Source organism: Rubrivivax sp. JA1055 (assembly GCF_020966565.1).
Lineage (GTDB): Bacteria > Pseudomonadota > Gammaproteobacteria > Burkholderiales > Burkholderiaceae_C > Rubrivivax > Rubrivivax benzoatilyticus.
The window spans coordinates 1,268,389-1,292,198 of record NZ_JAJKFP010000006.1; the positions used below are offsets into that span (position 1 = coordinate 1,268,389).

Annotated in this window: 26 protein-coding genes; 7 read left to right on the forward strand and 19 right to left on the reverse strand. The window is 70.1% G+C overall.

All coding sequences use genetic code 11. The features are described 5' to 3' along the window. Positions 1-3: 3 nt before the first annotated feature. The 3 genes from puhE to LOC65_RS15200 all read left to right on the forward strand — a co-directional run bounded on the left by puhE (position 4) and on the right by LOC65_RS15200 (position 2,247). Positions 4-837, forward strand: coding sequence for a putative photosynthetic complex assembly protein PuhE (gene puhE, locus LOC65_RS15190; protein WP_009857118.1), 834 nt, complete (start codon positions 4-6; stop codon positions 835-837). After that, positions 827-1,864, forward strand: coding sequence for a phytoene/squalene synthase family protein (locus tag LOC65_RS15195; protein WP_009857117.1), 1,038 nt, complete (start codon positions 827-829; stop codon positions 1,862-1,864). The genes puhE and LOC65_RS15195 overlap by 11 nt, the downstream gene beginning before the upstream one ends. Positions 1,865-1,980: 116 nt before the next feature. Next, the gene (locus LOC65_RS15200) at positions 1,981-2,247 is read left to right on the forward strand and encodes a hypothetical protein (RefSeq protein ID WP_009857116.1); all 267 of its coding nucleotides are present in this window, start codon (positions 1,981-1,983) and stop codon (positions 2,245-2,247) included. Between the two features lie 25 nt (positions 2,248-2,272). Here LOC65_RS15200 and LOC65_RS15205 read toward each other — a convergent pair whose 3' ends face one another. From LOC65_RS15205 to LOC65_RS15275, 15 genes are all read right to left on the reverse strand, one after another. After that, a complete protein-coding gene (locus LOC65_RS15205; RefSeq protein ID WP_230248136.1) occupies positions 2,273-2,983 on the reverse strand; it encodes a carotenoid 1,2-hydratase in 711 nt (236 codons plus the stop codon). A gap of 137 nt (positions 2,984-3,120) precedes the next feature. After that, positions 3,121-4,698: a 1-hydroxycarotenoid 3,4-desaturase CrtD gene (gene crtD / locus LOC65_RS15210; protein ID WP_230248137.1), complete on the reverse strand. Its 1,578-nt coding sequence runs from the start codon at positions 4,696-4,698 to the stop codon at positions 3,121-3,123. Beyond that, positions 4,691-5,461 (reverse strand): hypothetical protein, encoded by a 771-nt coding sequence (locus LOC65_RS15215; RefSeq protein WP_029718813.1) that lies wholly within the window; start codon positions 5,459-5,461, stop codon positions 4,691-4,693. The genes crtD and LOC65_RS15215 overlap by 8 nt, the downstream gene beginning before the upstream one ends. Before the next feature lie 42 nt (positions 5,462-5,503). After that, entirely contained in the window at positions 5,504-6,604 is a 1,101-nt protein-coding gene (gene pufC, locus LOC65_RS15220) for a photosynthetic reaction center cytochrome PufC (protein WP_029718814.1), read from the reverse strand. Further along, positions 6,604-7,581 carry a photosynthetic reaction center subunit M gene (pufM, locus tag LOC65_RS15225; RefSeq protein ID WP_029718815.1) on the reverse strand — a complete coding sequence of 326 codons (978 nt, stop codon included), beginning with the start codon at positions 7,579-7,581 and terminating at the stop codon, positions 6,604-6,606. Before pufM ends, pufC begins: the two co-directional genes overlap by 1 nt. A gap of 19 nt (positions 7,582-7,600) precedes the next feature. Further along, positions 7,601-8,434 carry a photosynthetic reaction center subunit L gene (pufL, locus tag LOC65_RS15230; RefSeq protein ID WP_230248138.1) on the reverse strand — a complete coding sequence of 278 codons (834 nt, stop codon included), beginning with the start codon at positions 8,432-8,434 and terminating at the stop codon, positions 7,601-7,603. Between the two features lie 121 nt (positions 8,435-8,555). Beyond that, positions 8,556-8,759, reverse strand: coding sequence for a light-harvesting antenna LH1, alpha subunit (gene pufA / locus LOC65_RS15235; protein WP_029718817.1), 204 nt, complete (start codon positions 8,757-8,759; stop codon positions 8,556-8,558). Positions 8,760-8,770: 11 nt separating this feature from the next. After that, entirely contained in the window at positions 8,771-8,974 is a 204-nt protein-coding gene (locus LOC65_RS15240) for a hypothetical protein (RefSeq protein WP_009857108.1), read from the reverse strand. A 56-nt stretch (positions 8,975-9,030) separates the two neighbouring features. Continuing rightward, complete coding sequence (pufB, locus tag LOC65_RS15245) at positions 9,031-9,177, reverse strand: light-harvesting antenna LH1, beta subunit (RefSeq protein WP_009857107.1); 147 nt, start codon at positions 9,175-9,177, stop codon at positions 9,031-9,033. A 135-nt stretch (positions 9,178-9,312) separates the two neighbouring features. After that, entirely contained in the window at positions 9,313-10,776 is a 1,464-nt protein-coding gene (bchZ, locus tag LOC65_RS15250) for a chlorophyllide a reductase subunit Z (RefSeq protein ID WP_230248139.1), read from the reverse strand. Continuing rightward, a complete protein-coding gene (bchY, locus tag LOC65_RS15255) occupies positions 10,776-12,308 on the reverse strand; it encodes a chlorophyllide a reductase subunit Y (protein WP_029718818.1) in 1,533 nt (510 codons plus the stop codon). Before bchY ends, bchZ begins: the two co-directional genes overlap by 1 nt. A gap of 8 nt (positions 12,309-12,316) precedes the next feature. Next, a complete protein-coding gene (locus LOC65_RS15260) occupies positions 12,317-13,321 on the reverse strand; it encodes a chlorophyllide a reductase iron protein subunit X (protein WP_230248140.1) in 1,005 nt (334 codons plus the stop codon). Continuing rightward, positions 13,318-14,271 carry a chlorophyll synthesis pathway protein BchC gene (gene bchC / locus LOC65_RS15265; RefSeq protein WP_037290611.1) on the reverse strand — a complete coding sequence of 318 codons (954 nt, stop codon included), beginning with the start codon at positions 14,269-14,271 and terminating at the stop codon, positions 13,318-13,320. Before bchC ends, LOC65_RS15260 begins: the two co-directional genes overlap by 4 nt. A 151-nt stretch (positions 14,272-14,422) precedes the next feature. Further along, positions 14,423-15,595 (reverse strand): methyltransferase, encoded by a 1,173-nt coding sequence (locus LOC65_RS15270; protein ID WP_009857102.1) that lies wholly within the window; start codon positions 15,593-15,595, stop codon positions 14,423-14,425. 7 nt (positions 15,596-15,602) lie between these two features. Then, positions 15,603-16,523, reverse strand: a complete 921-nt coding sequence (locus LOC65_RS15275; RefSeq protein WP_230248141.1) for a polyprenyl synthetase family protein — start codon at positions 16,521-16,523, stop codon at positions 15,603-15,605. Between the two features lie 161 nt (positions 16,524-16,684). Between LOC65_RS15275 and LOC65_RS15280 the strand changes: the two genes are divergently transcribed. Continuing rightward, positions 16,685-17,005 (forward strand): c-type cytochrome, encoded by a 321-nt coding sequence (locus LOC65_RS15280; RefSeq protein WP_009857100.1) that lies wholly within the window; start codon positions 16,685-16,687, stop codon positions 17,003-17,005. Here LOC65_RS15280 and dsrP read toward each other — a convergent pair. The 4 genes from dsrP to LOC65_RS15300 all read right to left on the reverse strand — a co-directional run bounded on the left by dsrP (position 16,992) and on the right by LOC65_RS15300 (position 21,317). Further along, positions 16,992-18,218 carry a sulfate reduction electron transfer complex DsrMKJOP subunit DsrP gene (dsrP, locus tag LOC65_RS15285; RefSeq protein WP_230248142.1) on the reverse strand — a complete coding sequence of 409 codons (1,227 nt, stop codon included), beginning with the start codon at positions 18,216-18,218 and terminating at the stop codon, positions 16,992-16,994. The two genes, LOC65_RS15280 and dsrP, sit on opposite strands and share 14 nt — an antisense overlap. Next, positions 18,215-19,180: a 4Fe-4S dicluster domain-containing protein gene (locus LOC65_RS15290; protein ID WP_230248143.1), complete on the reverse strand. Its 966-nt coding sequence runs from the start codon at positions 19,178-19,180 to the stop codon at positions 18,215-18,217. The genes dsrP and LOC65_RS15290 overlap by 4 nt, the downstream gene beginning before the upstream one ends. Then, the gene (locus LOC65_RS15295) at positions 19,180-19,773 is read right to left on the reverse strand and encodes a hypothetical protein (RefSeq protein WP_009857097.1); all 594 of its coding nucleotides are present in this window, start codon (positions 19,771-19,773) and stop codon (positions 19,180-19,182) included. The genes LOC65_RS15290 and LOC65_RS15295 overlap by 1 nt, the downstream gene beginning before the upstream one ends. Before the next feature lie 137 nt (positions 19,774-19,910). Then, the gene (locus LOC65_RS15300; RefSeq protein WP_230248144.1) at positions 19,911-21,317 is read right to left on the reverse strand and encodes a coproporphyrinogen-III oxidase family protein; all 1,407 of its coding nucleotides are present in this window, start codon (positions 21,315-21,317) and stop codon (positions 19,911-19,913) included. A gap of 177 nt (positions 21,318-21,494) precedes the next feature. Here LOC65_RS15300 and ubiE point away from each other — a divergent pair, with 177 nt between their 5' ends. From ubiE to LOC65_RS15315, 3 genes are all read left to right on the forward strand, one after another. Further along, positions 21,495-22,247: a bifunctional demethylmenaquinone methyltransferase/2-methoxy-6-polyprenyl-1,4-benzoquinol methylase UbiE gene (ubiE, locus tag LOC65_RS15305; protein ID WP_230248145.1), complete on the forward strand. Its 753-nt coding sequence runs from the start codon at positions 21,495-21,497 to the stop codon at positions 22,245-22,247. Between the two features lie 100 nt (positions 22,248-22,347). Then, on the forward strand, positions 22,348-23,271 hold the full coding sequence (gene menA, locus LOC65_RS15310) for a 1,4-dihydroxy-2-naphthoate octaprenyltransferase (protein WP_230248146.1): 924 nt from the start codon (positions 22,348-22,350) through the stop codon (positions 23,269-23,271). 29 nt (positions 23,272-23,300) lie between these two features. Beyond that, a complete protein-coding gene (locus LOC65_RS15315) occupies positions 23,301-23,807 on the forward strand; it encodes a type II toxin-antitoxin system RatA family toxin (protein WP_230248147.1) in 507 nt (168 codons plus the stop codon). Positions 23,808-23,810 lie beyond the last annotated feature (3 nt).

Consider the following 23,810-nt stretch of genomic DNA (forward strand, 5'->3'; position numbering starts at 1 on the left):
GACATGATGCTGAGCGTGGCGATCCCGGTGCTGTTCGCGGTGTTCGTCTGGTGGTTCAGCACCGGGCTGATCCTGCTGCTGGACGGTCTGCCGCGGAAGACCTTCCGCTGGAGCCTGGTCATCTCGACCGCGCTGGCGGTGACGGCCTTCGGCGCCCTGGTCCACACCGCCGGCAACACGACGCCGGCCGACGCGTACTGCGCCTTCACCTGCGCGCTGCTGGTCTGGGGCTGGCACGAGCTGGCCTTCCTGACCGGCTGGATCACCGGCCCGCGCAAGACCGCGACGCCGCCCGGCGCGAGCACCTGGACACGCTTCATCCACGCCATCCAGGCCATCCTGTGGCACGAGATCGCGATCATCGGCGTCGGCATCGCGATCATCGCCGTCACCTGGGGCGAGCCCAACCAGGTCGGCACCTGGACCTACCTCGTGCTCTGGACGATGCGCGCCAGCGCCAAGCTGAACCTGTTCCTGGGCGTGCGCAACCTGAGCGAGGAGTTCCTGCCGGAGCACCTGAAGTACCTCGTCAGCTTCTTCCGCCGCCGCGCGATGAACCTGCTGTTCCCGATCTCGGTCACCGTGCCGACGATCGTGGCCGGCCTGATGGTCCAGGAGGCGCTGCTGCCCGGCACCAGCCCGGCGATGCATGTCGGCCTGCTGCTCGTGGCCACGATGCTCGGCATGGCCGTCATCGAGCACTGGATGATGGTGCTGCCGCTGCCCGTCGCCGCGCTGTGGCGCTGGGCGCTGCGTTCGCGCGAACCGGGGGAGCCGCGCGACCCGCCGCCGATGCTGGTGCCCCCGCCCGACAACAACCTGCTCCATGCCCGCTGACTTGCGCGTCTCGACCGAACTGCAGGCCTGCCGCGAACTGATGCGCGGCGGCTCCAAGTCCTTCTTCGCCGCCTCGCTGCTGCTGCCGCAACGCGTGCGCGCGCCGGCCACCGCGCTGTACGCGTTCTGCCGCGTCGCCGACGACGCCGTCGATCTGAGCGGCGACCCGCACGCCGCGATGGCCGAGCTGCGGTCGCGGCTGGACAAGGTCTACGCCGGCACGCCCGAGCCGATCGCCGCCGACCGCGCGCTGGCCTGCACCGTGCACCGGCACGGCCTGCCGCGCGTGCTGCTCGACGCCCTGCTCGAAGGTTTCCTCTGGGACGCCGAGGGCCGCCGCTACGAGACCGTCGCCGACGTCGAGGCCTACGGCGCACGCGTCGCCGGCACCGTCGGCGCCGCGATGGCGGTGATCATGGGCGTGCGCTCGCCGCAGGCGCTGGCCCGGGCCTGCGAGCTGGGCGTGGCGATGCAGTTCACGAACATCGCGCGCGACGTCGGCGAAGACGCCCGCAACGGCCGCCTGTACCTGCCGCGGCAGTGGCTGCGCGAGGCCGGACTGGACGTCGACGCCTGGCTGAAGAACCCCGTGCACTGCCCCGAGGTGGCGCAGACCGTGCGCCGGCTGCTGCGGGCTGCCGACGAGCTGTACGAACGCTCCGAGCACGGCATCGCCGCGCTGCCGCGCGACTGCCGCCCGGCGATCCGCGCCGCCCGGCTGGTCTACGCCGAGATCGGCCACCGCCTCGAGCGCGACGGCCTCGATTCGGTCAACCGCCGGGTCGTCGTGCCGGCCCGCCGCAAGGCCGCGCTGATGGCCGTCGCCGCGTCCGCGGCGCTGAACAGCCCCGGGCGGGCCCACGCCTCGATCCCGCCGCTGCCGGCCATCCAGTACCTGGTGGACGCCTCGGTCGCCTCGACCTCGGGCGCCTCGGCCACCCACCGCCCGCTGCCGCGCTCGTTCAACGAGCGGCTGGGCTGGGTGCTCGAGCTGATGGAACGCCAGGCGGCACGCCGCGGCGTCTGAAGGCGGCGCACCGGCGCCCGATGTTCGCGGGATTGCGGCCGACAATGATCAAGACCGCGTCCCGCGCCGTGCACAACTTGCGCGACGCCGACGGCGAAGCGCGCTAGATTGTCGCCATGCTCGAGAAGGTGTTCGCCGCGATCGGTCTGGCCGTCTGCATGGCCCTGCTGCTGGGCATGCTGGTCGGCCGCCAGCGTGTGAGCGCGATGCTGCAACGCACGCGCAGCGCCTGGCGCTGGAGCCGCCAGCGCCGGCACGCCGAGCGCGAGGCGGTCGAGGTCATCGAACGTGCCCGCCGCGGGGCCCCGAACGTCAAGCGCGAGGGCAACGTCTACCGCCCGAGCTCGTTCAACGGCCGCCGCGCCGACGACCACCAGGAATGAGCCGGCCCCCCAGCCGGCCCCGCCGTCACCCCCGGCGCGGCATGCGCCAGGGCAGCATCAGCCGCACCGGCAGCGTGATCACGCGCGGCAGCAGCATGGTCTCGTGCACCGAGGTCACGACCTCGCCGAGCAGCCCCGAACGCACCATCGAGCGCGCGTAGAACGGCGTGTCCTCCAGCGTCTGCTCGACGACCGCCGGCACCCCCGGCTCGGTGCGCATCGTGCGGCCGATGCGCCACAGCGTCGTCGGCAACGGCTGGCGCGGCGGCGCCTCGAAGCTCTCGGTGCTGCCGTCGAGCAGGAAACGTTCGGCGATGACGCGGTCACCGTGGCGCTTCTGGCGCACGTCGTAGATCACCGCGGTGCTGCCGTCGGCCATCGTCGCGCGCGACCAGTCCCACTCGTGGAACGGCCGGTCGATCGGCTCGTCGCCCTCGTTCGAGTCGAGGTAGGCGTGGCCGCTCCAGCGCACGCGCGGGCTGTCGAGTTCGACCTCGATGCGGCTGCACGGCGCGATCGGGCCCCAGCGGTGGCGCCCGCCGCTGTCCAGCGAAGTGACGAAGCGGCACAGCGCCTTCGGCCAGACCCGCACCCTGCCCTTCACGCGGCGCGGGATCGGCACGCCGATCTCGTCGAACTCGACGAGCAGCGATTCGCCGTCCCAGTGCAGCCGGCTCGGGCCGATGACGAACTCGTCGCGGCTGCGGCGCATCCAGCGCCGGCCGCGTTCGGTCATCGTCCAGCGCTTGCCGGCGTCGCCGTACAGCGCGAGGTTCAGCGCGCAGTGGTTCTCCGGGTCGGCGCGGTCGGCGTTCGGGCCGCCGGCCCAGGCGTAGTAAGGCGAGAAGACGCTGCCGACGAAGGCGATGAAGGTCAGGCCATGCCGCCCGTCGTCGCTGACCGCGTCGACATACCACCAGAGATAACCACCCGGCGGGACCGGCTGGTCGAATCGAGGTGCGCCATCAGCGTCTCGGCCGCCAACCGGCCGGACATCGCCGCCATCGGCACGCCCGGCCCCGGGTGGACACTCCCGCCCGCCAGATACAGCCCCGGCAGCCGGCTCGTCGACGACGCCCGATGGAACGAGGACATCCAGCCGTGTGTCGCCGGGCCGTAGAGCGCTCCCCCCGTCGCCGGGAACAGCCGCTCGAAGTCCGCCGGCGTCACCAGCCGGTGCGTCTGCGGACTCCACTCGATCGACAGGCCGCACTCGCGCATCAGCGCCAGACTCCGCTGCTCGCATGGTTCGGTCTCCGAAACGTCGAAGGGTCGCCGGTCCCCGTCGGCTGGTGCATTGACCAGGCACAGCAGGCGCTCGGGGGCGTCCGACCCGATTCCTTCGTCGGTGCGATCCTGCGCACAGACGTAGACGGTGCCACGCCGCGGCAGGCGGCGCTGGCGGAAGATGTCGTCGAACTCGGACGCGTAGTCCTCGTCGAAGAACACGTTGTGGCGCACCAGCGGGAAGCCGCTGGTGCGGGCGTTGACCAGCCAGGTCAGCGCCGACAGCGAGCGCCGCGCCGGCGCGACCGGCGCCGACGCCCGCCGCGCCGGGTCGCCCAGCACACCCTGGGCCAGCGCGTTGACGTCGCCGTTGAACACCACCGAGTCGGCGGCGATCTCCTCGCCGTCGGACAGGCGCACGCCGACGGCGCGGCCATCGCGCACCAGCACCTGCTCGCAGCCGCAGCCGTAGCGCAGCTTGACGCCGCGCGCCTCGGCCAGCGCCGAGAAGGCCCGGGCGACGGCATGCATGCCGCCCTCGACGGCCCAGACGCCGTCGAGTTCGACCTGGGCGACGAGCATCAGCGTCGCCGGCGCCATCCACGGCGACGCGCCGCAGTAGGTCGCGTAGCGCGCGAACAGCTGCTGCAGCTTCGGGTCGCGGAAGTGCCGCGACAGCGAGCGCCAGAGGTTGGAGAACGGCCCGATCTGCATCAGCACCATCAGGCCGCGCGGGCCCAGGTCGCCGACCATGCTGCCGAGCGTCGGGCGCTCGGAGCGGATGTACGGACCCTCGAGATGGTCGTAGAGCTGGCGAGCCTGGCGGCAGAAGCCGAGGAAACGCTGGGCCTCCTGCGGGCCGCTGAACTCGCCGATCGCCTCGGCGGAGCGCTGGATGTCGGCGAACAGGTCCAGGCGGGGCTCGTGCCCGCGCCAGGCGTGGCGTGCGAGCACGCCCAGCGGCTGCAGCTTCAGGTGGTCCTCGACCCTGGCGCCGGCGGCGGCGAAGATCTGGTCGAAGACCCAGCGCATCGTGAAGACCGTCGGGCCGGCGTCCACCGGCGCGCCGTCGACCATCACCTGGCGCATCTTGCCGCCCGGCGTCGCCGACTTGTCGACGAGCGTGACGTCGAGCCCGCGTGCGGCCAGCAGCAACGCGCTGGTCAGCCCGGCGATGCCGGCGCCGACGACGACGACACGATGGGTGCGGGAGACATCAGCCATAACGGCGCCCCTTCCAGACGCCTTCGATCGCCAGAGGCACGAAGCGCACGAACATCGATTCGGAGAAGAAGTCGCGCGAGGCCTGGATCGCGCGCTGGTGCGCGCCGGTGCGCGCATAGGCATCCATCGCGGCGACGCTGTCCCAGACACTGAAGGTGGCCTGGCGCAGGAACGGCGCCTCGCCCAGGCCGACGGCCAGCCGGCAGCCACTCGCGCGCTCGAGCGAAACCTGCGAAGGCCCGGCGTTGGGCCAGAAACGGTGCGCCCGCGACAGCCGGATCGACGCTCGCGTCAGCGCCGCGACCGGGCCGTCCACCGGCGCCGGTGCGCCGACACGCGGCTGCTGGCCATCCCAGGTGCCGCGCGCCGCGTACGGCCGCGCCTTGACGATGCAGAGCTCGCGCGCGTGGCGGCGGTATTCCTGGACGAGCTCGGAGTGCCCGATGAAAGCATCGGCCGCGGCCTCGTCCTCGAAGAGCACGAAAAGGCCCTGGCGCGTGGCGCTGGGCCGCAGCCCGAAGCCGCCTTCGTAGCCGGTGCCGAGCTGCTTGGCGAAGCGGGCTCCAGGCTCGCGACGGGCTGGCGCCCTGCCGGCGATGAAACGCCCGTATCCCCACAGCCGCGAGGCGGGCGCCACGTCGATGAGCAGCAGAACGAGCACGTCGCCACCGGCGGTGACCCGCGGCAACGCCTCGCTCGACAAAGAAGAAGCCGCCGGGGCCTGTTGCGAGGCGCCGGCGGCAATGCTGAGTTCGTTCGTCATGCGGAACGGCCGCGGCGGGTGCCGCGGCCGCCGTTCAACACGTCACTTCGCGGCGGTGGCCACCGTGGCGACCGGAGCAGCCGACGCGGCGGCGTCGACCGGAGCGGCTTCCACGGCAGAGGCGGCGGGGGCCGCCGGAGCCGGCTTCAGGCCCGGGTAGTCCTTGGCCATCTGCGCGCCGTACAGCGGCTTGTAGGCGCCCTGGTGGCAAGTGGCGCAGTTGATCTTCGCCACGTCCCCGGTGGGGCCCAGCCGGTGGGCCGGGAAGGCCGAGGTCAGCCCTTGCATGAAGTTGTTGTTGAGGTCACGCGCCATGCGGATGCCGTACCAGGCCGTCGCGCGTTGCGGCGCGGCGTTCTCCCAACTGCCGAAGCCGTTGGTGTTGTGGCAGTACGTGCAGTTGACACCCAGCGCGCCCGAGAAGTGCATCATCAGACCGTAGCTCTTCTCGGCCTGCTTGATGTCGGCCGTCGAAGTGCCCGCCGGCAGCGCCGTCGTCGCGTAGATCCGGACGTTCGTGTCTTCCTTCAGGAAGGTCGTGAACGGGTCGTACGGCAGCGAGGTCAGCCCGACGACCTTGGCGGCCTGGTTCTGGCCGTCGAGGTTGCCGATGAAGTCCGAACGCTTGTTCTGCGGCGCAGCGGTGAACCAGATCTCCTTCGGGACCGGCTGACCACGGTGGCAGGTGTAGCAGGTGACGCCGGTAGCGGCGACGTGCTGCGTCCACTGTGCGTTGATCTTCTGCGTCATCTCGAGCATCCGACGCGAGACGACCTTCTGGTACTTCGAGTCGTCGGCGAGGTTCTCGGTATGGCAGTAGTTGCAGCCCTCGGTCGGCGACACCCATTCGGTGATCGCCGCCATCTGCCGCGTGAACTCCGCGACCGACAGGTGGCCCAGAACCTTGACGTTCTGGAACACCTGATTGGCGCGCGGGCCCGAATCGTCAGCCACCGGCGTGGCCACCGGGGCTTGCTGAGTCGGGATCTGCTCGGCCAGCGTGCGCGGGTTGACGATGTGCTGCATGCCGGTGCCGCGGTAGCCCCGCTGCACCGATTCCACCGGCGGACGCTCGCATCCCGCGAGCAGGACCGCCGCGGTCACGGCGACGGTAAGGGTCGTAAAACGAGCCGCGAGTGCCATCACTTGACTCCCTGCAGGGTGGCGGGGTCGATCGTGGGCGCGAACACCGCCGGGTAGGCCGGTGCCACGCCGTGCTTCACGGCCCACAGATACCAGTTGTCGACGACGGTACCCGACAGCAGGATGCCGATGCCGCCGCACAGCGGGCAAAGCACGGCGAACCACCACGCCCAGCGGTGGATCGACTCGGTCGTCGCGTTGAAGCCCATCGTCCAGCGCCAGAACAGCTGGGCGCGTTCCGAGGCGGTGCCACGGTCGGCGATCTGCTCCAGTTCACGCTCGCCACCGAAGCGGCTGACGGCCAGGATCGTCGCACCGTGCATCGCGAACAGAAGCGTCGCGCCGTACAGGAAGGCGATCGAGAGCGCGTGGAACGGGTTGTAGAACAGGTTGCCGTAGCGCAGCGAGAACGCGGCGGTCCAGTCCAGGTGCGGGAAGATGCCGAACGGCACGCCTTCCGACCAGCTGCCCATGGCGATCGGGCGGATGAAGCCCAGGACCAGGTACAGCCAGATGGCCGCAGCGAAGGCCCAGGCGACGTGCGTGCCCATGCCCAGGGCGCGGGCCCGGGTGTACATGCGAACCCACCACAGCAGGATCGAGATCGTCAGGAACAGACCGGCCATCAGCCACCAGCCACCGTCGTTCAGCGGCGGCAGGTTCAGGCCGTACTTCGGAGACGGCGGCTCCAGCGCCAGCCAGAAGAACTGGCGGCCGAACTCGATCGGGTTCCAGCCGACCTGGGCCAGCATGTTGAAGCCCATGATCATGATCGCCAGCGCGCCGAAGACCGCCGACAGGATGCCCAGGGGACCGAGGTAGATCGGCCCGATCTGCGCCATGCCCAGACGACCCAGCAGGTGGATCTGCCAAGGCTTCTTGCCGGTGCGCGGGCTGTCCCTCTCGGGCAGCGGCACACCCATGTGCGCCGGTCCTGCGACCTGCACACGCGTGAAGATGTTTTGATACTCAGCCATTGGGTTTCTCCTGAGCAGCTCAGTTGAGCGGCCACTGACTCCAGACGGGCAGATTCAGCCACCAGCCCCACCACTCCGGCCAGCCGCGGGTCCAGAACGGACCGCTGATCACGATACAGACCGCGCTCCAGAAGGCCGCCGACAGCGCCAGGAACAGACCCAGGCGGTGGATACCCAGCGAACCGATCGAATAACCGACCGCGTCGCGGAAGAACGTGTCTTCGTGGTCCGTCGTCTTCATCGGCTCACCCTTCTTCGGGTTGGCCGCCGACAGGATCAGGCCACCGTGCATCGACATCGCCAGCGTCGTCGTAAAGAAGAACGAGATCGCCAGCATGTGTGCCGGGTTGTAGTGGAAGTGCAGATATTGGTAGCCCACGTTCGACACCCAGTCCAGATGGCTGAAGATGCCGTACGGGAAGCCATGGCCCCAAGCGCCCATGAGAACCGGGCGGATGACGACCAGCGTGACGTACGCCAGGATCGCGAAACTGAATGCGATCGGCACGTGGTACTGCATGCCGAGCTTGCGGCAGATCTCGACTTCACGCAGCGCCCAAGAGACGAATGCCCCGATGGCGCACACCGTGATGATCTGCCAGAGACCGCCTTCCATCAGCGGTGCCACGCCCAGCCCGTACTTCAGGTCAGGGGGCGCAATACTGATCTGCCAAAGATTCCACGTCGCCCCCTGCGAAGCGCCCCAGATGATCAACGCGGTTCCCAGGACCGAGAAGAAGAGCGTCGTCACGCCGAAGAAACCGACGTAGAACGGTCCGACCCAGAAGTCGAAGAGATCGCCCCCGACCAGCGTGCCGCCGCGCACCCGGTATTTCTTCTCGAAACTCAGCATTGCCATATTGATTCCTCCAACCGACGGGTCGCCACCGACAACCCGAACGGCGAGTTTGTTGTTGCAGCGGGTCGAAACCGGTCAAGACCGGTCTCGCCCGCATGCACTGGCGTGGCGCTTTTTACTTCGCCTGCGCCAGGGACGTCACTTCGGCAGGAACCGGGGCAACAGCCGTCGCCGCCGGCGCCTTCTTCGCGCCGTCCATCCAGTTGTACTTGTTCGTGCCCAGCAGCATCAGGTGAATCAGAACGGCGAGACCGAGAAGGAACACCGCCTGGGCCACCATGGCGCGCATCGGATCGAACAGACGCCAAATTCTCCACATAATCCAAGCTCCTATAGCAAATGCGACATGAAGGTATAAACCGCTGCCTTGACGCCGCCAAAAATAGATTTCACACCTTCAGCACCCGGCAACCAGGAACGCCAGTGCCAACCAAGCAATTGCCCGATGAGGGCAATGATCAGAAACGCCACGTAGCTGAGCGCGAAGATGATCCAGAAACTTCTGGAGTCACCCGCCGCGACCGGCTTCGGCATTGCAGATTCAAGATGGGCCATAACGCTCCCCAATGACGGGTCAAGCTATCAGGTACTTAGAGCCAGGGACGCCAGACCCAGACCAGGAAGTGAGCGACCACGGCGACCGCCGTGAAACCCACGAAACCCTGAACCCAGAACTTGTGGAACTCCTGGGCCTCGTCGTCGGTAAGCCCGGAGATCGAGCCCTTTCTTTCAGCCATGAGGAAACTCCTTCATAAGCGGCCAGATGGCCGCGTGCGCACAAGACCCGCGCACGGTGGGCAGCCGCGGCAGAGTGCCACGACATTCGGTTTGTCCACTGATCGCGGACAGGAACTGGTGAATGGAGCCCTTGATCACGCGGGCTCCTTCTGGCCGAGCAGCTGGCGCACGCGGGCCGCGGTGACGCGTTCCTCGCCGGCGGCGCCGGCTTCGCGTTCGGCGCGGTCGCGCAGCTGCTTGGCAGCGGAAATCTGGACCAGCACCGGCTGGCGGGCGACGTAGTCGCGCAGCACCTGCTGGGCCTCGTCGTCCCAGGGCCTGGAGTCGCCGCGGCGCGACGGCGTCGCGTCGATGCGGTCGAGCTCGGTGCCCAGCGGCAGGATGTTGAACAGCGCGTCGAAGAGCGCGTTGCAGAACTCCTGCACCAGGTAGGTCGCCCCGGCGTAGCCCATGAAGGGCGTGCCGGTGTGACGGCGGATGATCGCGCCGGGGAACGAGGCCGGGATGTAGGCCGGCTTCGGACCATGGCCCGAGGTCGTTTCCGCCAGGTACATGCGCTCGTTGTAGCTGCCGAAGAGCACCAGCGGCGTCTTCGAGTGCACCAGCTCGCGCACGCTCTCATTGTCGGTCTTCTCGCCGGCCCGGCGGGCGACGGCGAAGTTGCACGGCAGGCCCAGCTCGTCTTCGAGGAAGTGGCGGATGCCGCGGGCGTAGGTCTCGCCGGCGACGATGCCGAAGTTGGCGGTGCCGAAGAAGTCCTGCGTCACCGAGCGCCACAGATCCCAGATCGGCTTGAGCGTGGTGTGCTTCTCGCGCTCGATGAAGGGCTCGGGGTCCAGGTTCAGCAGGCGGCCGAGCTCGCGCAGGAACGCGGTCGTGCTGTGCATGCCGATCGGCGCCTGCAGGTACGGGCGCTCCAGCGCCTCGCACAGCATGCGGCCGAACTCGCGGTACATGCAGACGTTGACGTCGGCGTCGACCAGCTTGGGCACGTCGGCCAGGTGGCTGCCGAGCGGGAACACCATGTTCACCTCGGCGCCGATGCCTTCGACCAGGCGGCGGATCTCGGCCAGGTCGCTCGGCATGTTGAAGGTGCCGTAGCTCGGGCCGATGATGTTCACGCGCGGCTTCTCGCCGGCCGGGCGCTGCTCGAACGGGGTGCGCTGCGGGATCTTGCGCAGGCCGTACTCGCTCCACAGCCAGAACATCGCGCGGTTGGCGCATTGCCACTGGTCTTCGTCGATCGTGCGCGGCAGGAAACGCTGGATCGTCGTGCCTTCGGGCGTCACGCCGCCGCCGATCATCTCGGCGATCGAGCCGGTGACGACGACGGCCGGGAGGTCCGGGTCGAGCGCCGCGTGGGCGCGCTTCATCGCGCCTTCGGTGCCTTCGCGGCCCAGTTCCTCTTCGCCGAGACCGGTGACGACGATCGGCAGCTCGTGCGGCGGCAGCGCGTCGGTGTAGTGCAGCACGGCGGTGGCCGGCAGGTTCTCGCAGCCCACCGGGCCGTCGATGACGACCTGCAGCCCCTTGATCGCGGTGAAGACGTACACCGCGCCCCAGTAGCCGCCCGCGCGGTCGTGGTCGATCACGTACATCAGATCATCTCCTCGGCCTTGCGGCGCTTCTGGAGCTTGATGACCTGACGGCGCGTGTCGGCCCGGAACTCGGGGCGCGACTGCGGAACGTCTTCCCAGACACCGGCGTTGTCGCCAGTGCCGACCTCGCCGAAGAACTCGCGCATCTGCTGGAAGCGCGACTTGTTGGCGATGGCCGCGTTGATGACCTGGGCCAGCGAACCAGCCCCGGCCGGGCCCATCAGCGGACGCGCGGAGATCAGGTTCGTGAAGTACAGCGCGGGGATCGTCGCCTGCTTGGCGGCCTGCACGACCGGCGTCGTGCCGATCGCCAGGTCGGGGCGGCATTCGCGCACCGCGGCGATGTCCTGCTCGAGCGAGGCGCGGTACTGCACGTGCACGCCGCGCGCCTGCAGCCATTCGAGGTCGGGCGCGCTCCAGGGCGTCTTCGGGCAGGCGGTGCCGACATAGGGCACCTCGGCGCCGCTCTCGACGAGCAGGCGCGCGACCAGCAGCTCCGAGCCTTCGTAGCCGGAGACGACGACACGGCCCTTGATCGGCGTGGCGGCCAGCGCGCCCTTGATCGCGCGAAGCCACTTGTTCTTCGACGCGTCGATCATCGCCTGCGGCACGTTGCAGGCGCGGCCGACGGCCTGCAGCCAGGCTTCGGTGCCATCGTGACCGACCGGTGCGGAAGCCACGATCGGGCGACCGGCGGTCTCGAACTCGCGCACGCTGGCGGTGTAGAACGGGTGGATCGCGGCGACGGCGGCGCAGTCCAGCGCGGCATACAGCTCGCGCCACTCACGCGTCGGCACCACCGGGCCGGCGGCCAGGCCCATCGGCTCGAGCATCATGCCGATGCCCACCGGGTCGGCCGGGAACATCTCGCCGAGCAGCGTGACGGTCGGCTTCTCGCTGACGCCGCCGCGCGGCGCGGCCACCGGGCCGGCTTCGGCTTCGCCGCGCGCCACGCGCAGCATCGCGCCGGCGAGCACGTCCTTGGCCTCGGCGTGCGTCGGCACGCCGAAACCCGGCACGTCGATGCCGATGATGCGCACGCCGTCGATTTCCTTGGGCAGCAGGCGCAGCGGCACGCCCGAGGCACTGGGCACGCAGAGGTTGATGACGACGACGGCGTCGTACTGCTTCGGGTCGGCGAGCTTGTGGACGGCCTCGCGGATGTCCTCGAACAGCTTGCCGGTGACCAGCGTCTCGCTGCTGAACGGCACGTAGCCGATCGAGCGGCGCGCGCCGTAGAAGTGGGCCGTGAAGCTCAGGCCGTAGACACAGCAGGCCGAGCCCGACAGCACGGTCGCGGTGCGGCGCATGCGCAGGCCGACACGCAGCGAACCGAAGGCCGGGCACATGCTCTGCGGCTGGTCGTGCGGGCCGGCGCCTTCGGGCATCGGATAGTCGCGGGCGTACTGCTGCAGCATCTCGCCGTTGCCCGAAGCGGCGGCCGCGGCCAGCATCTGTTCCCGACCCGCGTGGCAACCCAGGCCGTCGTCGGCCACGGGCGCACCAGGATTGGAGACGTGTTGCTCGCTCATCGCGGGTCTCAGGCGGCGTCGTAGACGACTTCGAGCGTCGGGCGGACGATCTCGTCCTTGCCGAGCATGTCCTGCACGGTCGCCGGCTCGAGCACGACGTCGCGGCCGGTGCTCTCCGAGGAGAACAGGCCCAGCAGCGCGTCCTGCGACAGCGGCGTCGGACGCACCGGCGGCGCCTCGGCGACGTTGGTCGCGAGCTGCTCGAACAGCGGGCCCCAGGTCGTGCCCGGACGGGCGACGATCTCGTAGGCGGCGCTCTTGCGGCGGATGTCCTCGTTGGCCGGGATCGCGGCCAGCACCGGGATGCCGACGCTGGCGGCGAAGGCCTGGGCCTCGCCCGTGCCATCGTCCTTGTTGATCACCATGCCCGCCACGCCGACGTTGCCGCCGAGCTTGCGGAAGTACTCGACCGCGTTGCAGACGTTGTTGGCCACGTACAGCGACTGCAGGTCGTTGCTGCCGACGACGATGACCTTCTGGCACATGTCGCGGGCGATCGGCAGACCGAAGCCGCCGCAGACCACGTCGCCGAGGAAGTCGAGCAGCACGTAGTCGAAGCCCCAGTCGTGGAAGCCGAGCTTCTCCAGGGTCTCGAAGCCGTGGATGATCCCGCGCCCGCCGCAGCCGCGGCCGACCTCGGGGCCGCCGAGCTCCATCGCGAACACGCCGTCGCGCTTGAAGCAGACGTCGCCGATCGAGACGGCCTCGCCGGCCAGCTTCTTCTTCGAGCTGGTCTCGATGATCGTCGGCGTGGCCTTGCCGCCGAACAGCAGGCTCGTCGTGTCGCTCTTCGGGTCGCAGCCGATCAGCAGGACCTTCTTGCCCTGCTGAGCCATCATGTAGCTCAGGTTAGCGAGCGTGAAGCTCTTGCCGATGCCGCCCTTGCCGTAGATCGCGATGATCTGCGTGGTCTTGGTCACCGGGGCCGTGGATACCGCATCCGGTTCGATCGCCGCCTCGTTCTTCAGGCGCTCGTCGCGCATGAGGATGACGGGCGAGGTGGTCTGACTCATCGTGTACTGCTCCAGTCGAGGACCATCTTCAGGCAGTCCGGATCGCCGAAAGCCGTGCGGTAGGCGGCGTCGGCGTCGGACGGGCTGGCGTGGTGGGTGATCAGGCCGTCGAGCGACAGGCGCCCGGTCTCGGCCAGTTCCTTCACGGCCAGCAGGTCGGGGCGCTGCCATTCGGCAGCACACCGGATCTGGGCTTCGCGCATGAACGCCGGCGCGAAATTGAAGTGCAGCGGCTCGGTGTAGAAGCCGGCCAGCACGATCTCGCCACCGCGCGCCAGGCGCTCGACGAGACGATCGAGGATCGACGAGTCGCCGCTGACGTCGAAGATCGCGCGGTAGTCGCGGCGCGGGTCTTCGTCGGGATGCACGACCGTGTAGCCGGTGGCACCCTCGGCACGCAGCGGGTTGGTTTCCCAGACGGTCGGCGCCGGGAAACCGGCGACGACGGTCATGCGCGCCAGCAGACGGCCGAGCACGCCGTGGCCGACGATCAGGTCGGGCGGCACGATCGGCGTGCGCTTGCCGCCGCCGGCCACCGAGTGGTAGGCGGTCGCGGCCAGCGCCAGCAGCACGGCTTGTTCACCCAGGCTGTCGGACACGGCGCAGACGCGCGAGTCCGCGACGACGACCCGCGACGCGGCACCGCCGAACAGGCCACGCACCTCGCCGTAACAACGGGCGCCGGGCACGAAGACACGCTCGCCCACCTTGTGGTGCGCATCGGCGCCGGCCTGCACGACGCGGCCGACGGATTCGTAGCCAGGCACCAGCGGATAGCCCATGCCGGGGAAGGCCGGCATGCGGCCGCTCCACAGCAGCTTCTCGGTACCGGTGGAAATCCCGCTGTACTCGATGTCGACGACCAGATCCTCGCCGGTCGGCGGCGTGAGCTCGAGTTCACGGAGAACCAGGCGCTCGGGCTGCTCGAGCACGATGGCTTGAGTCTTCATGCAGCCCTCCATGCCGAGAGCGGACGGACCATCGGCGGCATCACAGGCCACGTCGGCGAACGGTGCTTCATCGGCTTCAACATCACGACGTCATCTTAAGCTGACAGTTCAGTGTGTCAAGGTGGCTGGACATGCCTTAGATCAGGAAACCTTAAGCAGTGCAGCGCGCCACCAGGACACCCGCCTGCAGCGGCATGTGCGTGGGCAGGGAACGGACGCTGGCGAAGCCGGCTTCGTGCAGCAGCTGCGTCAGGCGGGCCGCCGAACGCGGACGGCCGCGGCCCATCGCGAGCAGGTAGAAGCCGAAGTACGCGTCGCCGATCGGCTCGACGCCGGGCACCTCGGCCATCGCCTCGGCGAGCACGAGCGTGCCGTTGTCCGGCAAGGCCCGGCGCACGTTCTTGAACAGCGTCAACACCCGTTCATCCGGATGGTCGAAGGCCACGCGGACGAGGGAGATCACGTCGGCACCACGCGGCAGCTCGTCGGCGAAGAAGTCGCCGCCGAAAGCCTGGGCGCGGCCGGCCAGACCCCAGCGCCGGAAGTTCTCGTTGGCACGCTCGGCGACGGCCGGCAGGTCGAAGACCCGCAGTTCGACACCCGGCACCTCGGCGGCCACGCAGCGCACGAAAGCGCCCTCGCCGCCACCGACGTCCATCAGCACCTTGTGCCGGCCGAAGCGGTAGGCGGCGATGACCTCGCGCGCCACCAGCGGCTGCGAGGCCGTCATCAGCTTGGAGTACTCGGCGACCTTCTCGGTGGCCAGCGTCGCCGGCAGGCCGGGGCCGGCATCGGCGGCCGCGGCATACGGCCAGTAGCCGGCCATCGCCGGACGCCCCTGGCCGCGCAGCAGCGCCACCGGGTCGGTCAGGTCGCCGTACAGCGTCGCGTGGTGCTCGACCATCGCCGTGATCGCCTCGTTGGCGACCAGCGGCGCGCCCAGCCGACCCAGCGTGACGAGGTCCCCGCTTTGCAGGTCCAGCAGCTCGAGCGAGTCGGCAGCCGCCACCAGGCGACGTGTCGCCTCCAGGCTCAGGCCGCAGCGCTCGGCGACGGTGGCCAGCGGCAGCGGGCCGTCGGCCAGCATGCGGAACACGTCCAGGCGCACGCAGGCCAGCAGGATCTGCGAATAGACGAAGCCCGCCAGTAGGTCGAAGAGCTCGCGGGCGTGCTTGCGCGCCACCGGGCGGGTCAGCGGGAAGGCCGCGGCCCACTTCTGGAACCCGGGGCGGGCGATCGTGCGGTGCTTCCAGTCGCGAAAGCGTTCGGCCAGCGTCGGGGAACGGCGCGGCCCGGCCTGCGGCCTCGTCTCGGCTCGGTCCATCGGGATGTCAGGCGGTCTGGATCGTGGCGGCGCGGACCGCGGCGCGCTCGGCGGCGAGCGCTTCGATGTTGGCGCACCAGGCCTTGGGCGCCAGGCGCTCGGACTCCATGCGCACGATCTGGCGCAGCATGCCGGCACCCTTGCAGTCGGGGATGGCATCGATCGCGCCCTGCACCAGGCGCTCGAAATGTTCGACGGCGCCCACGAGGCCGTGCTGGATCGCCGAACTCGGACGGCCGAGCGCGACGTCGCGGCCGACCGGCTTGCCGAGCTGCTCGGGGTCGGCGAGCGCGTCGCGCACGTCGTCGGCCACCTGATAGGCCTCGCCCAGCCAGTCGCCGAGCGCACGCCAGGTCTCGCCGTCACCACCCGAGGCCTGCGCACCGGCGGCCGTGGCCGCAGCGAACAGGGCGCCGGTCTTGGCGCGCTGGTAGTCGGACAGCGCGACGCGCGGCTCGCACTCCCAGGCCTGGCCGGCAATGATGCCCAGCGGCGTGCCGACGCCGCGGGCCACGGTCTGCAGCACGCGCGCCATGCGCTCGGGGTGGCGGGCACCGGCGGCACCCAGGGTCTGGAAGGCGGTGACGATCAGCGCGTCGCCGGCGAGCACGGCCAAGCGTTCGCCGTAGGCCTTGTGCACCGAGGGCTGGCCCCGGCGCGTCGGCGCGTCGTCGAAACACGGCAGGTCGTCGTGCACCAGCGAGGCGCAGTGGATCAGCTCGATCGCCGACGCGGCGGCATCGGCCAGTTCGGGGTCGGTGTCGCCGTTGGCCATCGCGACAGCGATGCACAGCTGAGGACGGATGCGCGCACCGCCGGGAAACACCGCGTGGCGGATCGCGGCCGCCAGCTTCGGGGGGCAACCGGCGCCCTCTTGGGCGGCAACCGCCGCCTCCAGCGCCTGTTCGATGCGGGTCTGCATGTTCATCGACTTCCTCCGACGACCCGGCACCGGATGGCGCACCGCTGTAAGGTCGTCATGTCACCCCAAAGTGTCAACTGATTTTGACACGGGGCAGACCTCTGTCAAGAAAGCGGAACTGACGCGGCTCAAGACAGTCGCACGCTCCCTTTGGCCGAATGAAACACATGAAACTCACGCCTCTCATCCTCGCCACCAGCACCGTTTTCGCCGCTTCCGGCGCCCTCGCCGCGACGCCGGCCGAACTGGCCACGAAGGCCGGCTGCGCCGTCTGCCACCAGCCCGTCGCCAAGGGCCTGGGCCCCAGCTACCAGGAGATCGCGAAGAAGTACAAGGGTCAGGCCGGCGCCCCGGCCGTGATGGCCGAACGCGTGCGCAAGGGCAGCGTCGGCATCTTCGGCAAGGTGCCGATGACGCCGACGCCGCCGGCCCGCATCAGCGACGCCGATCTCAAGCTCGTGATCGACTGGATCCTCAAGACGCCTTGACGTCGGCCGCCGGCCGCGCCCGCGCGCGGCCGGTGTCGAAGGCCAGCGCGGCCTTGGCCAGCAGCGTGAAGACGAGCGCGCCGCAGGCCCAGATGCCGGCCGACACCAGCCACTCGCGCCAGCTCGGCGCGTACTCGAAGATCTCGCCCAGCGGCGTCGGGATGTAGCCGGGCACCACCAGGCCCATGCCCTTCTCGATCCAGATGCCGAGGAAGGCCAGGCCGCAGGCCAGCGCCAGCAGCTGCGGCGTGCGCCGCAGCGGGTGGATCGACAGGATCACCACCGCAACGACGTTCAGCGCCAGCGCGCTCCAGATCCAGGGCTGCAGCTGGCCGGCGCCGGCCAGGCCGAAGAACAGGTAGCGGATCGAGGCCGCGTGCGAGGTCTCGTTGTAGAAGTCGGTGAACAGCTCGACGCCGACGAAGAACAGGCTGATCTGCAGCGCCACCGTCATGACCACCGCCAGCAGGTCGATGACCGACTGCTTCACGGCCAACCCGCCCCAGCGGCGCAAGGCCAGCAGTGCCAGGATGATCAGCGCCGGCCCCGACGCGAAGGCCGAGGCGATGAAACGCGGCGCCAGCAGCGCGCTGTGCCACAGCGGCCGACCGGCGTTGGCCGAGAACAGGAAGGCGGTGACGGTGTGGATCGACACCGCCCAGAAGATCGCGACCACGACCACCGGGAAGTAGCGCGCGGTCACGGGCTCCTCGCCGCGCCAGCGCGCGTGCAGCACGTAGGCCGGCAGCCCGAGGTTCAGCAGCAGGTAGCCGACGAGCACGACGACGTCCCAGGCCAGCATCGACTGCGGCCAGTTGAAGCGCCCGACCAGCGGAAGCATGTGCCAGATGCGCTCGGGCCGGCCGATGTCGACGGTGACGAAGAGCATCGCCGCGACCACCGCGGCGACCGCCAGCGCCTCGCCGTAGATGACGACCTGCTTGACGTCGCCTCGGTGGAACAGATAGGCGGGAATGACCAGCAGCACCGCCGCCGCCGCGATGCCGACGAGGAAGGCGAAGTTGGCGATGTAGAAGCCCCAGGAGACCTGGTCGCTCATCCCGGTGACGACCATGCCCTGCTGCAGCTGGCCGGCGTAGGCGAAGAGGCCGGCGGCGATCACCGCCGCCAGCGCGGCCAGCCAGCGCCGGTAGGCCGCGCCGCCGGAGGCCATCGCACGCAGGCCGTCGAGCACGAAGCGGGAGAGACTCATGCCGGACTCACCCGGTCGTCGCTGAAGTACCAGAACTTGGGCTCGGTGCCGAGGTCCTCCTTCAGCCGGAAGACGGTCTTGTGCTCGAGCACCCAGCGGATCTCGCTGTTCGGGTCGAGCAGGTTGCCGAAGATGCGTGCGCCGGTCGGGCAGGCTTCCTGGCATGCCGGCTGGCGGCCCTTGCGCGTGCGCTGGGTGCAGAAGTGGCACTTCTCGACGACGCCCCTGGGCCGCGGACGGTTGCCGAGGTAGCTGAGGTTCGGGTTGAACTCGGCCGCCGGGATCTGCGGCTCGGTCCAGTTGAAGTGGCGCGCCCAGTACGGGCAGGCCGTCATGCAGTAACGGCAGCCGATGCACCAGTCGTAGTCGACGACGACGATGCCGTCGGGCTCCTTCCAGGTGGCCTTGGTCGGACAGGCCTTCACGCAGGGCGGGTTGTCGCACTGCATGCACTGCACCGGCAGATACCAGTGGCCGGGCACCGGGACTTGCTTGGCGTCGTAGTAGTGCTCGGCCTTCTCCAGGTCCATCGTGCCGTCGGGCATCTGCAGCACGCGGATGTACTGCATCTGCGAGTCACGGCCGAGGTTGTTCTCCTTGACGCAGGCCTCGACGCAGTCGCGGTAGCCCTTGCACTTGCTGATGTTCAGCGCGTAGCCGAAGACGGTGTTCGGCAGCGGCGGCACGTCCTCGCAGCGGGCCTCGACGCCATAGCGGCGGCTGGCGTTGCGCTCGATGCGTTGCAGCGCGGCGTGGATCTCGTCCTTCGTCATGCGCTGGTAGTGGTCCTGCAGCAGGCTGCCCATCGCATCCTGCAGCGTCTGGCCACCCCAGGCGCCGGTGGCGTGGGCGGTCGCGGCGGCGCCGCCGGCGGCGGCCACGCCGGCGAGGAATCGGCGGCGCAAGGCTTGGAAGCCTGCGCCGTCGCCGCCGGGCGGATCGGGGTCGGGCTTGCGGTTCATCATCGGGCTCCGGAAGCGGCGCGCTGCCAGACGGGCGCGGCGTGCGCCGGCGTCAGCGCCGGGCGTTCGAGGCCGGCACGCACCGGCGGCGGCGGTGCGGCCTCGCGCGGCGGAATCTTGGGGTCGTGCGCGTCGTGGCAGTGCGTGCAGGCGTAGATCGTGCGGTCGCCCTGCCAGTTGGCGTCACGCTTGCCGTGGGCGCCGAAAGCCCAGTCGCGGTGACGCGGGCCGTGGCACTGGCCGCAGACGAGCTGCGACTGGTCGAAGTCGACACGCCGGCCGTCGATGGTGCGCAGCCAGTCGCGGTCTTCGCCGACGTGGCAGTCCAGGCACCACATGCGGCCGCCGCCGTGCGGCAGCGAGGCGACGTGCGGCGCGGCGACCAGCGCCCGCGGCTGCTTGTTCAGCGGCAGCACCTTGTGGCACTGGCTGCACGGGTACAGCCCCAGGTGCGGCTTGCGCGGCACGACGCTGAAGGCCGGCGCGTCGGGATAGCCGCCGAAGACCAGCGGCTCCTGCGGGTCGGGCGCCTGCGGCGGCCGGTTGTCGCGCAGCGGACGGTGCGGCGGCGCGGTCTCGGTGGCCGGAACCACCGGCGCGGCGCCTGGCGCCAGGACGGGAGCCGCAGCGGCAGCTGCCGCATCGGCCTCGGACGGAAAGAGCGCCGGAAACCCCAGCGCGAGGACCAGGCCCACGGCCGCGGCACCGAATGCCGCCGCCGTGCGCCGTTTCAGCAACCGCACCGGGCGGACCTCCCTTCCGGCTGTGCGCCGGGTTCGTCGAGCTCGGTGCACAGCGCATGCAGCGCGTGGCGCCCGGTCTCGGTGACGACGATGCGGTCGTCGAACACACGCACGAGGCCGTCGGCCTCGCGCGCGGCCAGACGGCCGTACCCTTCTTCCAGCCCCTGCGCCTGCGCGGCAGGCAGCTCCAGCGAACACAGCAGGCGCTCGACGGCGGCGCGGCGCTGCACGCTGTCGGGCGTGGCCGGGCGCGCCTGGGCCACCGGCAGACGGCCGTGGCGCAGCGCGTTGCGCCAGGCGGCCTGCGAACCGTCGTTCCAGAACATCGCGCCGTCGACCTCGCCGACCGCGCCGACACCCAGGCCGATCAGCGGCGTGGCCGGCGCGGCGGTGTAGGAGATCAGGCTGCGGCGCAGCCGGCCGTCGTCCATCGCGTGCGACAGGTCGTCGTGCTCGAGCACGAACTGGTCGGCGCCGATCCAGCGGTAGCCGGCATTGCGCAGCATCTCGGCGCTGGCGCGCGCGAGTTCGGCCATCAGCGCCGGCGACGGCAGCGACTCGGTGTCGATCGCCACCTGCGCCGGCGCATGCCAGGGCCGGTGGTGGTAGCGCGCCAGACGGATGCGCTCGGGGCCCATCGCGATCAGGCGGTCGATCGTCGTGCACCAGCTGGCCATCGTCTGGCGCGGCAGACCGATCATGACGTCGAGGTTGATGTACTCGATGCCGGCCGAACGCGCGAGTTCGCAGACGTCGTCGATCAGCGCTGCCGACTGGCGCCGGCCGATGGCCTGCTGCACGCCGGGGTCGAGATCGAGCACACCCAGCGAGACACGGCGGAAGCCCAGCCCGCGCAGCACCTCGAACATCGTCTGGCTGACGCGGCGCGGGTCGCATTCGCAGGACATGTCGATGTCCGCCGGCATGCGCCACTCCGACTGCATCGCCTGCACCAGGCGCGCGAGCTGCGAGCCGGTCAGCTCGCTGGCGGTGCCGCCGCCGAGGTGGAACTGCAGCACCTCGCGCCGGCCGCCCAGCAGCTGCGCGACTTCACGGATCTCCTCGACCAGGCCGGCGACGTAGTCGTCGATGACGTCGTCGGGCTGCGCGGCGCGGATGTCCCGGTCGCAGCAGAAGCAGTGCGCGGCGCAGAACGGCACGCGGGCCGACACCGCGATCGGCTCGTCGGCGCGCGCGGCCAGGCCACGCAGCGCGGCCTCGTACAGCGACCGGGCCGTCTGGGCCTCGCCGTGCGGCATCGCCTGCACCAGCGGATTGGAAGCCTGCGGCGGCTGCCAGCACATCGAGGCGCCGGCGTCGAGGTTCGCGATCTTCAGCACGCTGGCGGACGGGCGATGGGGGGTGCTGTCGTCGGGAGGGATGGGCGTTCTCATGAAGACATCTCGAACGCCGGTGCGCTTCGAGCCTGACCTAGGGGCGAACCTTAGTCACCCCGCCGACCCGTCGGTTGACACAGGTCAACGGGATGGACCGCTTCCGACGGGCTTTCGGCCGGGCAGTTAAAGTGTCGAGACCGCCTGACACCCCTTGCCCGAACGACCTCCGCACCCATGAACGATCCCACGCCGCTGTCGCGCAGTTTTGGCTATCAGAGCGTGGACGAGCGCGAGCGCGAGCAGCGCATCCGCCGCGTCTTCAGCGCCGTCGCGGCGCGCTACGACCTGATGAACGACCTGATGAGCTTCGGCATCCACCGGCTCTGGAAGCGTCGTTTCGTGCGCATGGCCGCGCCGCAGGCCGGCCAGCACATCGTCGACCTGGCCGGCGGCACCGGCGACGTCGCCGCGCTGATGGCCGCCGCCGACCGCCGCGTGACCGTCGTCGACCCGAGCGCCGAGATGATGGATGTCGGCCGCTCGCGCGGCCACGCCCACGTCGACTGGATGCTCGGCAGCGCCGAGCAGCTGCCGCTGGCCGACGCCTCGGTGGACACGCTGACGATCTCCTTCGGCATCCGCAACGCGACCCGCATCGACGACGCGCTGAAGGAGATCCACCGCGTGCTCAAGCCCGGCGGGCGTTTCCTGTGCCTGGAGTTCTCGACGCCGGCGTGGTGGCTCAGGCCGTTCTACAACCTGTTCTCGTTCACCGTGATCCCGCGCCTGGGCGCGTGGATCGCCGCCTCGCCGGAGGCCTACACCTACCTGGTCGAGTCGATCCGGCGCTTCCCGGACCAGCCGCGTTTCGCGGCGATGATCTCCGCGGCCGGCTTCGAGCAGGTGCGCTGGCACGACCTCAGCTTCGGCATCGCCAGCGTGCACGTCGGCACCCGCCCGGCGGCGGCGCCTTCCGGCACCGCTTGATGTTGCACAAGCAGCGCGTCGCCCCGCGACGCGGACAATCGAACCCTCGTTTTCCCTCGCCCGCACGGAGTCCGCGTACATGCCCGGAGACAGAGCCACGGTGAACAGCACGCGCGCGGTCCGCACCGGATCGGTCGAGGCGTGGGCCGTCGCCGTGCGGCCGCGCACGCTGCCGGTGGCCGTGAGCCCGGTGCTCGTCGGCGCGACGCTGGGCTTCGACCGCACCGGCGCGATCGACATGATCGCCGCGCTGCTGGTGCTCGGTGCCGCCCTGCTGATGCAGGTCATCACCAACATGCAGAACGACGTCGGCTACACGGTGCGCGGCGGCGAGAGCACCGGCACGCGCACCGGGCTGCCGCGCGCCACGGCCAACGGCTGGCTCAGCGTGCGCCACGTGCGCGCCGGCATCGTCGTCGCGGCGCTGCTGGCCGCAGCACTCGGCGTCGCGCTCGTCGCCTACCGCGGCTGGCCGGTGCTGGCCATCGGCGTGGCGTCGCTGCTGGCCGCGCTGGCCTACATGGGCGGCCCCAAGCCGATCGCCTACACGCCCTACGGCGAGCTGACGGTCTTCGTGTTCTTTGGCCTGATCGCCGTCGTCGGCACCGACTGGGTGCTGACCGGCAGCTTCGGCCTCGTCACCGTGCTCGCCTCGGTGGCGCTGGGTTCGGTGGCGGCGGCGGCGCTGGCGGTGAACAACCACCGCGACATCGCGCACGACCGGCTCGTCGGCCGGCGCACCTTCGCCGTGACCTTCGGCGAATCGGGCTCGGTGGCGCTGTACTCGGTGCTGCTGCTGCTGCCGTTCGTGCTGCTCGTGCCGATGGCGCTGCTGTCGCAGTCCTGGACGCTGCTGCTGCCGCTGGTGCTGCTGCCGTCGACGCTGCAGCTGCGCAGCGACTTCGTGCACTGCCCGCGCGGCATCGCCTTCAACGAGATCCTGTTCCGCACCTTCCGCCTGGAGCTGTGGTTCGCCGCACTGCTGTCCGCCGGCGCCCTGCTCGGCTCGATGATCGCCCGATGACGGGCGCACGCACCGAACGGGCCTAGGTCGTGCAGGTCCGCCGCAGCGCCTTGGTGGCCCGCCCGGCCAGCCACCTCTTCGACCTGATCGAAGGCGCCGAGCACTACCCGGCCTTCCTGCCCTGGTGCTCGGGCGCGACGATCCTCGTGCGCGACGACAGCGTGGTCTCGGCCGACATCAGCATCCGCTTCAAGGGCGTGGGTTTCGAGATCCGCACGCGCAACCCGAAGCGCCGGCCCGAGTTCATGGCCATCCACCTGGAGCGCGGCCCGTTCCGCCGCTTCTACGGCGAATGGCAGCTGAAGGTGCTGGCCGAGGACGCCTGCAAGGTCAACTTCCTGCTCGACTACGAGTTCGACAGCGTGGTGATGACACGCATGGCCGGCCCGGTGTTCGACAAGATCGCCGACAAGCTGGTCGACGCCTTCGTGCAGCGCGCGGTCGACGTGCCGCCGCCGGTGCTGGCGCCGACCGCGCCAACGCAGGCACCGGCCGAGGCGCCGCGTGCGCCCGACGCGGACTGGCCGCCGCCCTGAGGC

Excerpts from the sequence above, each read along its gene's own strand:
- LOC65_RS15205 (WP_230248136.1), bottom strand. The coding sequence starts at position 2,983 with ATGACCGAACGCGGCCGGCGCTGGATGCGCCGCAGCCGCGACGAGTTC.
- pufA (WP_029718817.1), bottom strand. The coding sequence starts at position 8,759 with ATGTGGAGAATTTGGCGTCTGTTCGATCCGATGCGCGCCATGGTGGCC.
- pufL (WP_230248138.1), bottom strand. The coding sequence starts at position 8,434 with ATGCTGAGTTTCGAGAAGAAATACCGGGTGCGCGGCGGCACGCTGGTC.
- LOC65_RS15200 (WP_009857116.1), top strand. The coding sequence starts at position 1,981 with ATGCTCGAGAAGGTGTTCGCCGCGATCGGTCTGGCCGTCTGCATGGCC.
- LOC65_RS15240 (WP_009857108.1), bottom strand. The coding sequence starts at position 8,974 with ATGCCGAAGCCGGTCGCGGCGGGTGACTCCAGAAGTTTCTGGATCATC.
- LOC65_RS15275 (WP_230248141.1), bottom strand. The coding sequence starts at position 16,523 with ATGAACATGCAGACCCGCATCGAACAGGCGCTGGAGGCGGCGGTTGCC.
- ubiE (WP_230248145.1), top strand. The coding sequence starts at position 21,495 with ATGAACGATCCCACGCCGCTGTCGCGCAGTTTTGGCTATCAGAGCGTG.
- LOC65_RS15290 (WP_230248143.1), bottom strand. The coding sequence starts at position 19,180 with ATGAACCGCAAGCCCGACCCCGATCCGCCCGGCGGCGACGGCGCAGGC.
- LOC65_RS15260 (WP_230248140.1), bottom strand. The coding sequence starts at position 13,321 with ATGAGTCAGACCACCTCGCCCGTCATCCTCATGCGCGACGAGCGCCTG.
- LOC65_RS15300 (WP_230248144.1), bottom strand. The coding sequence starts at position 21,317 with ATGAGAACGCCCATCCCTCCCGACGACAGCACCCCCCATCGCCCGTCC.
- LOC65_RS15280 (WP_009857100.1), top strand. The coding sequence starts at position 16,685 with ATGAAACTCACGCCTCTCATCCTCGCCACCAGCACCGTTTTCGCCGCT.
- bchZ (WP_230248139.1), bottom strand. The coding sequence starts at position 10,776 with ATGTACGTGATCGACCACGACCGCGCGGGCGGCTACTGGGGCGCGGTG.
- pufM (WP_029718815.1), bottom strand. The coding sequence starts at position 7,581 with ATGGCTGAGTATCAAAACATCTTCACGCGTGTGCAGGTCGCAGGACCG.
- puhE (WP_009857118.1), top strand. The coding sequence starts at position 4 with ATGATGCTGAGCGTGGCGATCCCGGTGCTGTTCGCGGTGTTCGTCTGG.
- LOC65_RS15215 (WP_029718813.1), bottom strand. The coding sequence starts at position 5,461 with ATGACGAACGAACTCAGCATTGCCGCCGGCGCCTCGCAACAGGCCCCG.
- pufB (WP_009857107.1), bottom strand. The coding sequence starts at position 9,177 with ATGGCTGAAAGAAAGGGCTCGATCTCCGGGCTTACCGACGACGAGGCC.
- bchY (WP_029718818.1), bottom strand. The coding sequence starts at position 12,308 with ATGAGCGAGCAACACGTCTCCAATCCTGGTGCGCCCGTGGCCGACGAC.
- crtD (WP_230248137.1), bottom strand. The coding sequence starts at position 4,698 with ATGGCTGATGTCTCCCGCACCCATCGTGTCGTCGTCGTCGGCGCCGGC.
- bchC (WP_037290611.1), bottom strand. The coding sequence starts at position 14,271 with ATGAAGACTCAAGCCATCGTGCTCGAGCAGCCCGAGCGCCTGGTTCTC.
- dsrP (WP_230248142.1), bottom strand. The coding sequence starts at position 18,218 with ATGAGTCTCTCCCGCTTCGTGCTCGACGGCCTGCGTGCGATGGCCTCC.
- LOC65_RS15195 (WP_009857117.1), top strand. The coding sequence starts at position 827 with ATGCCCGCTGACTTGCGCGTCTCGACCGAACTGCAGGCCTGCCGCGAA.
- LOC65_RS15270 (WP_009857102.1), bottom strand. The coding sequence starts at position 15,595 with ATGGACCGAGCCGAGACGAGGCCGCAGGCCGGGCCGCGCCGTTCCCCG.
- pufC (WP_029718814.1), bottom strand. The coding sequence starts at position 6,604 with ATGGCACTCGCGGCTCGTTTTACGACCCTTACCGTCGCCGTGACCGCG.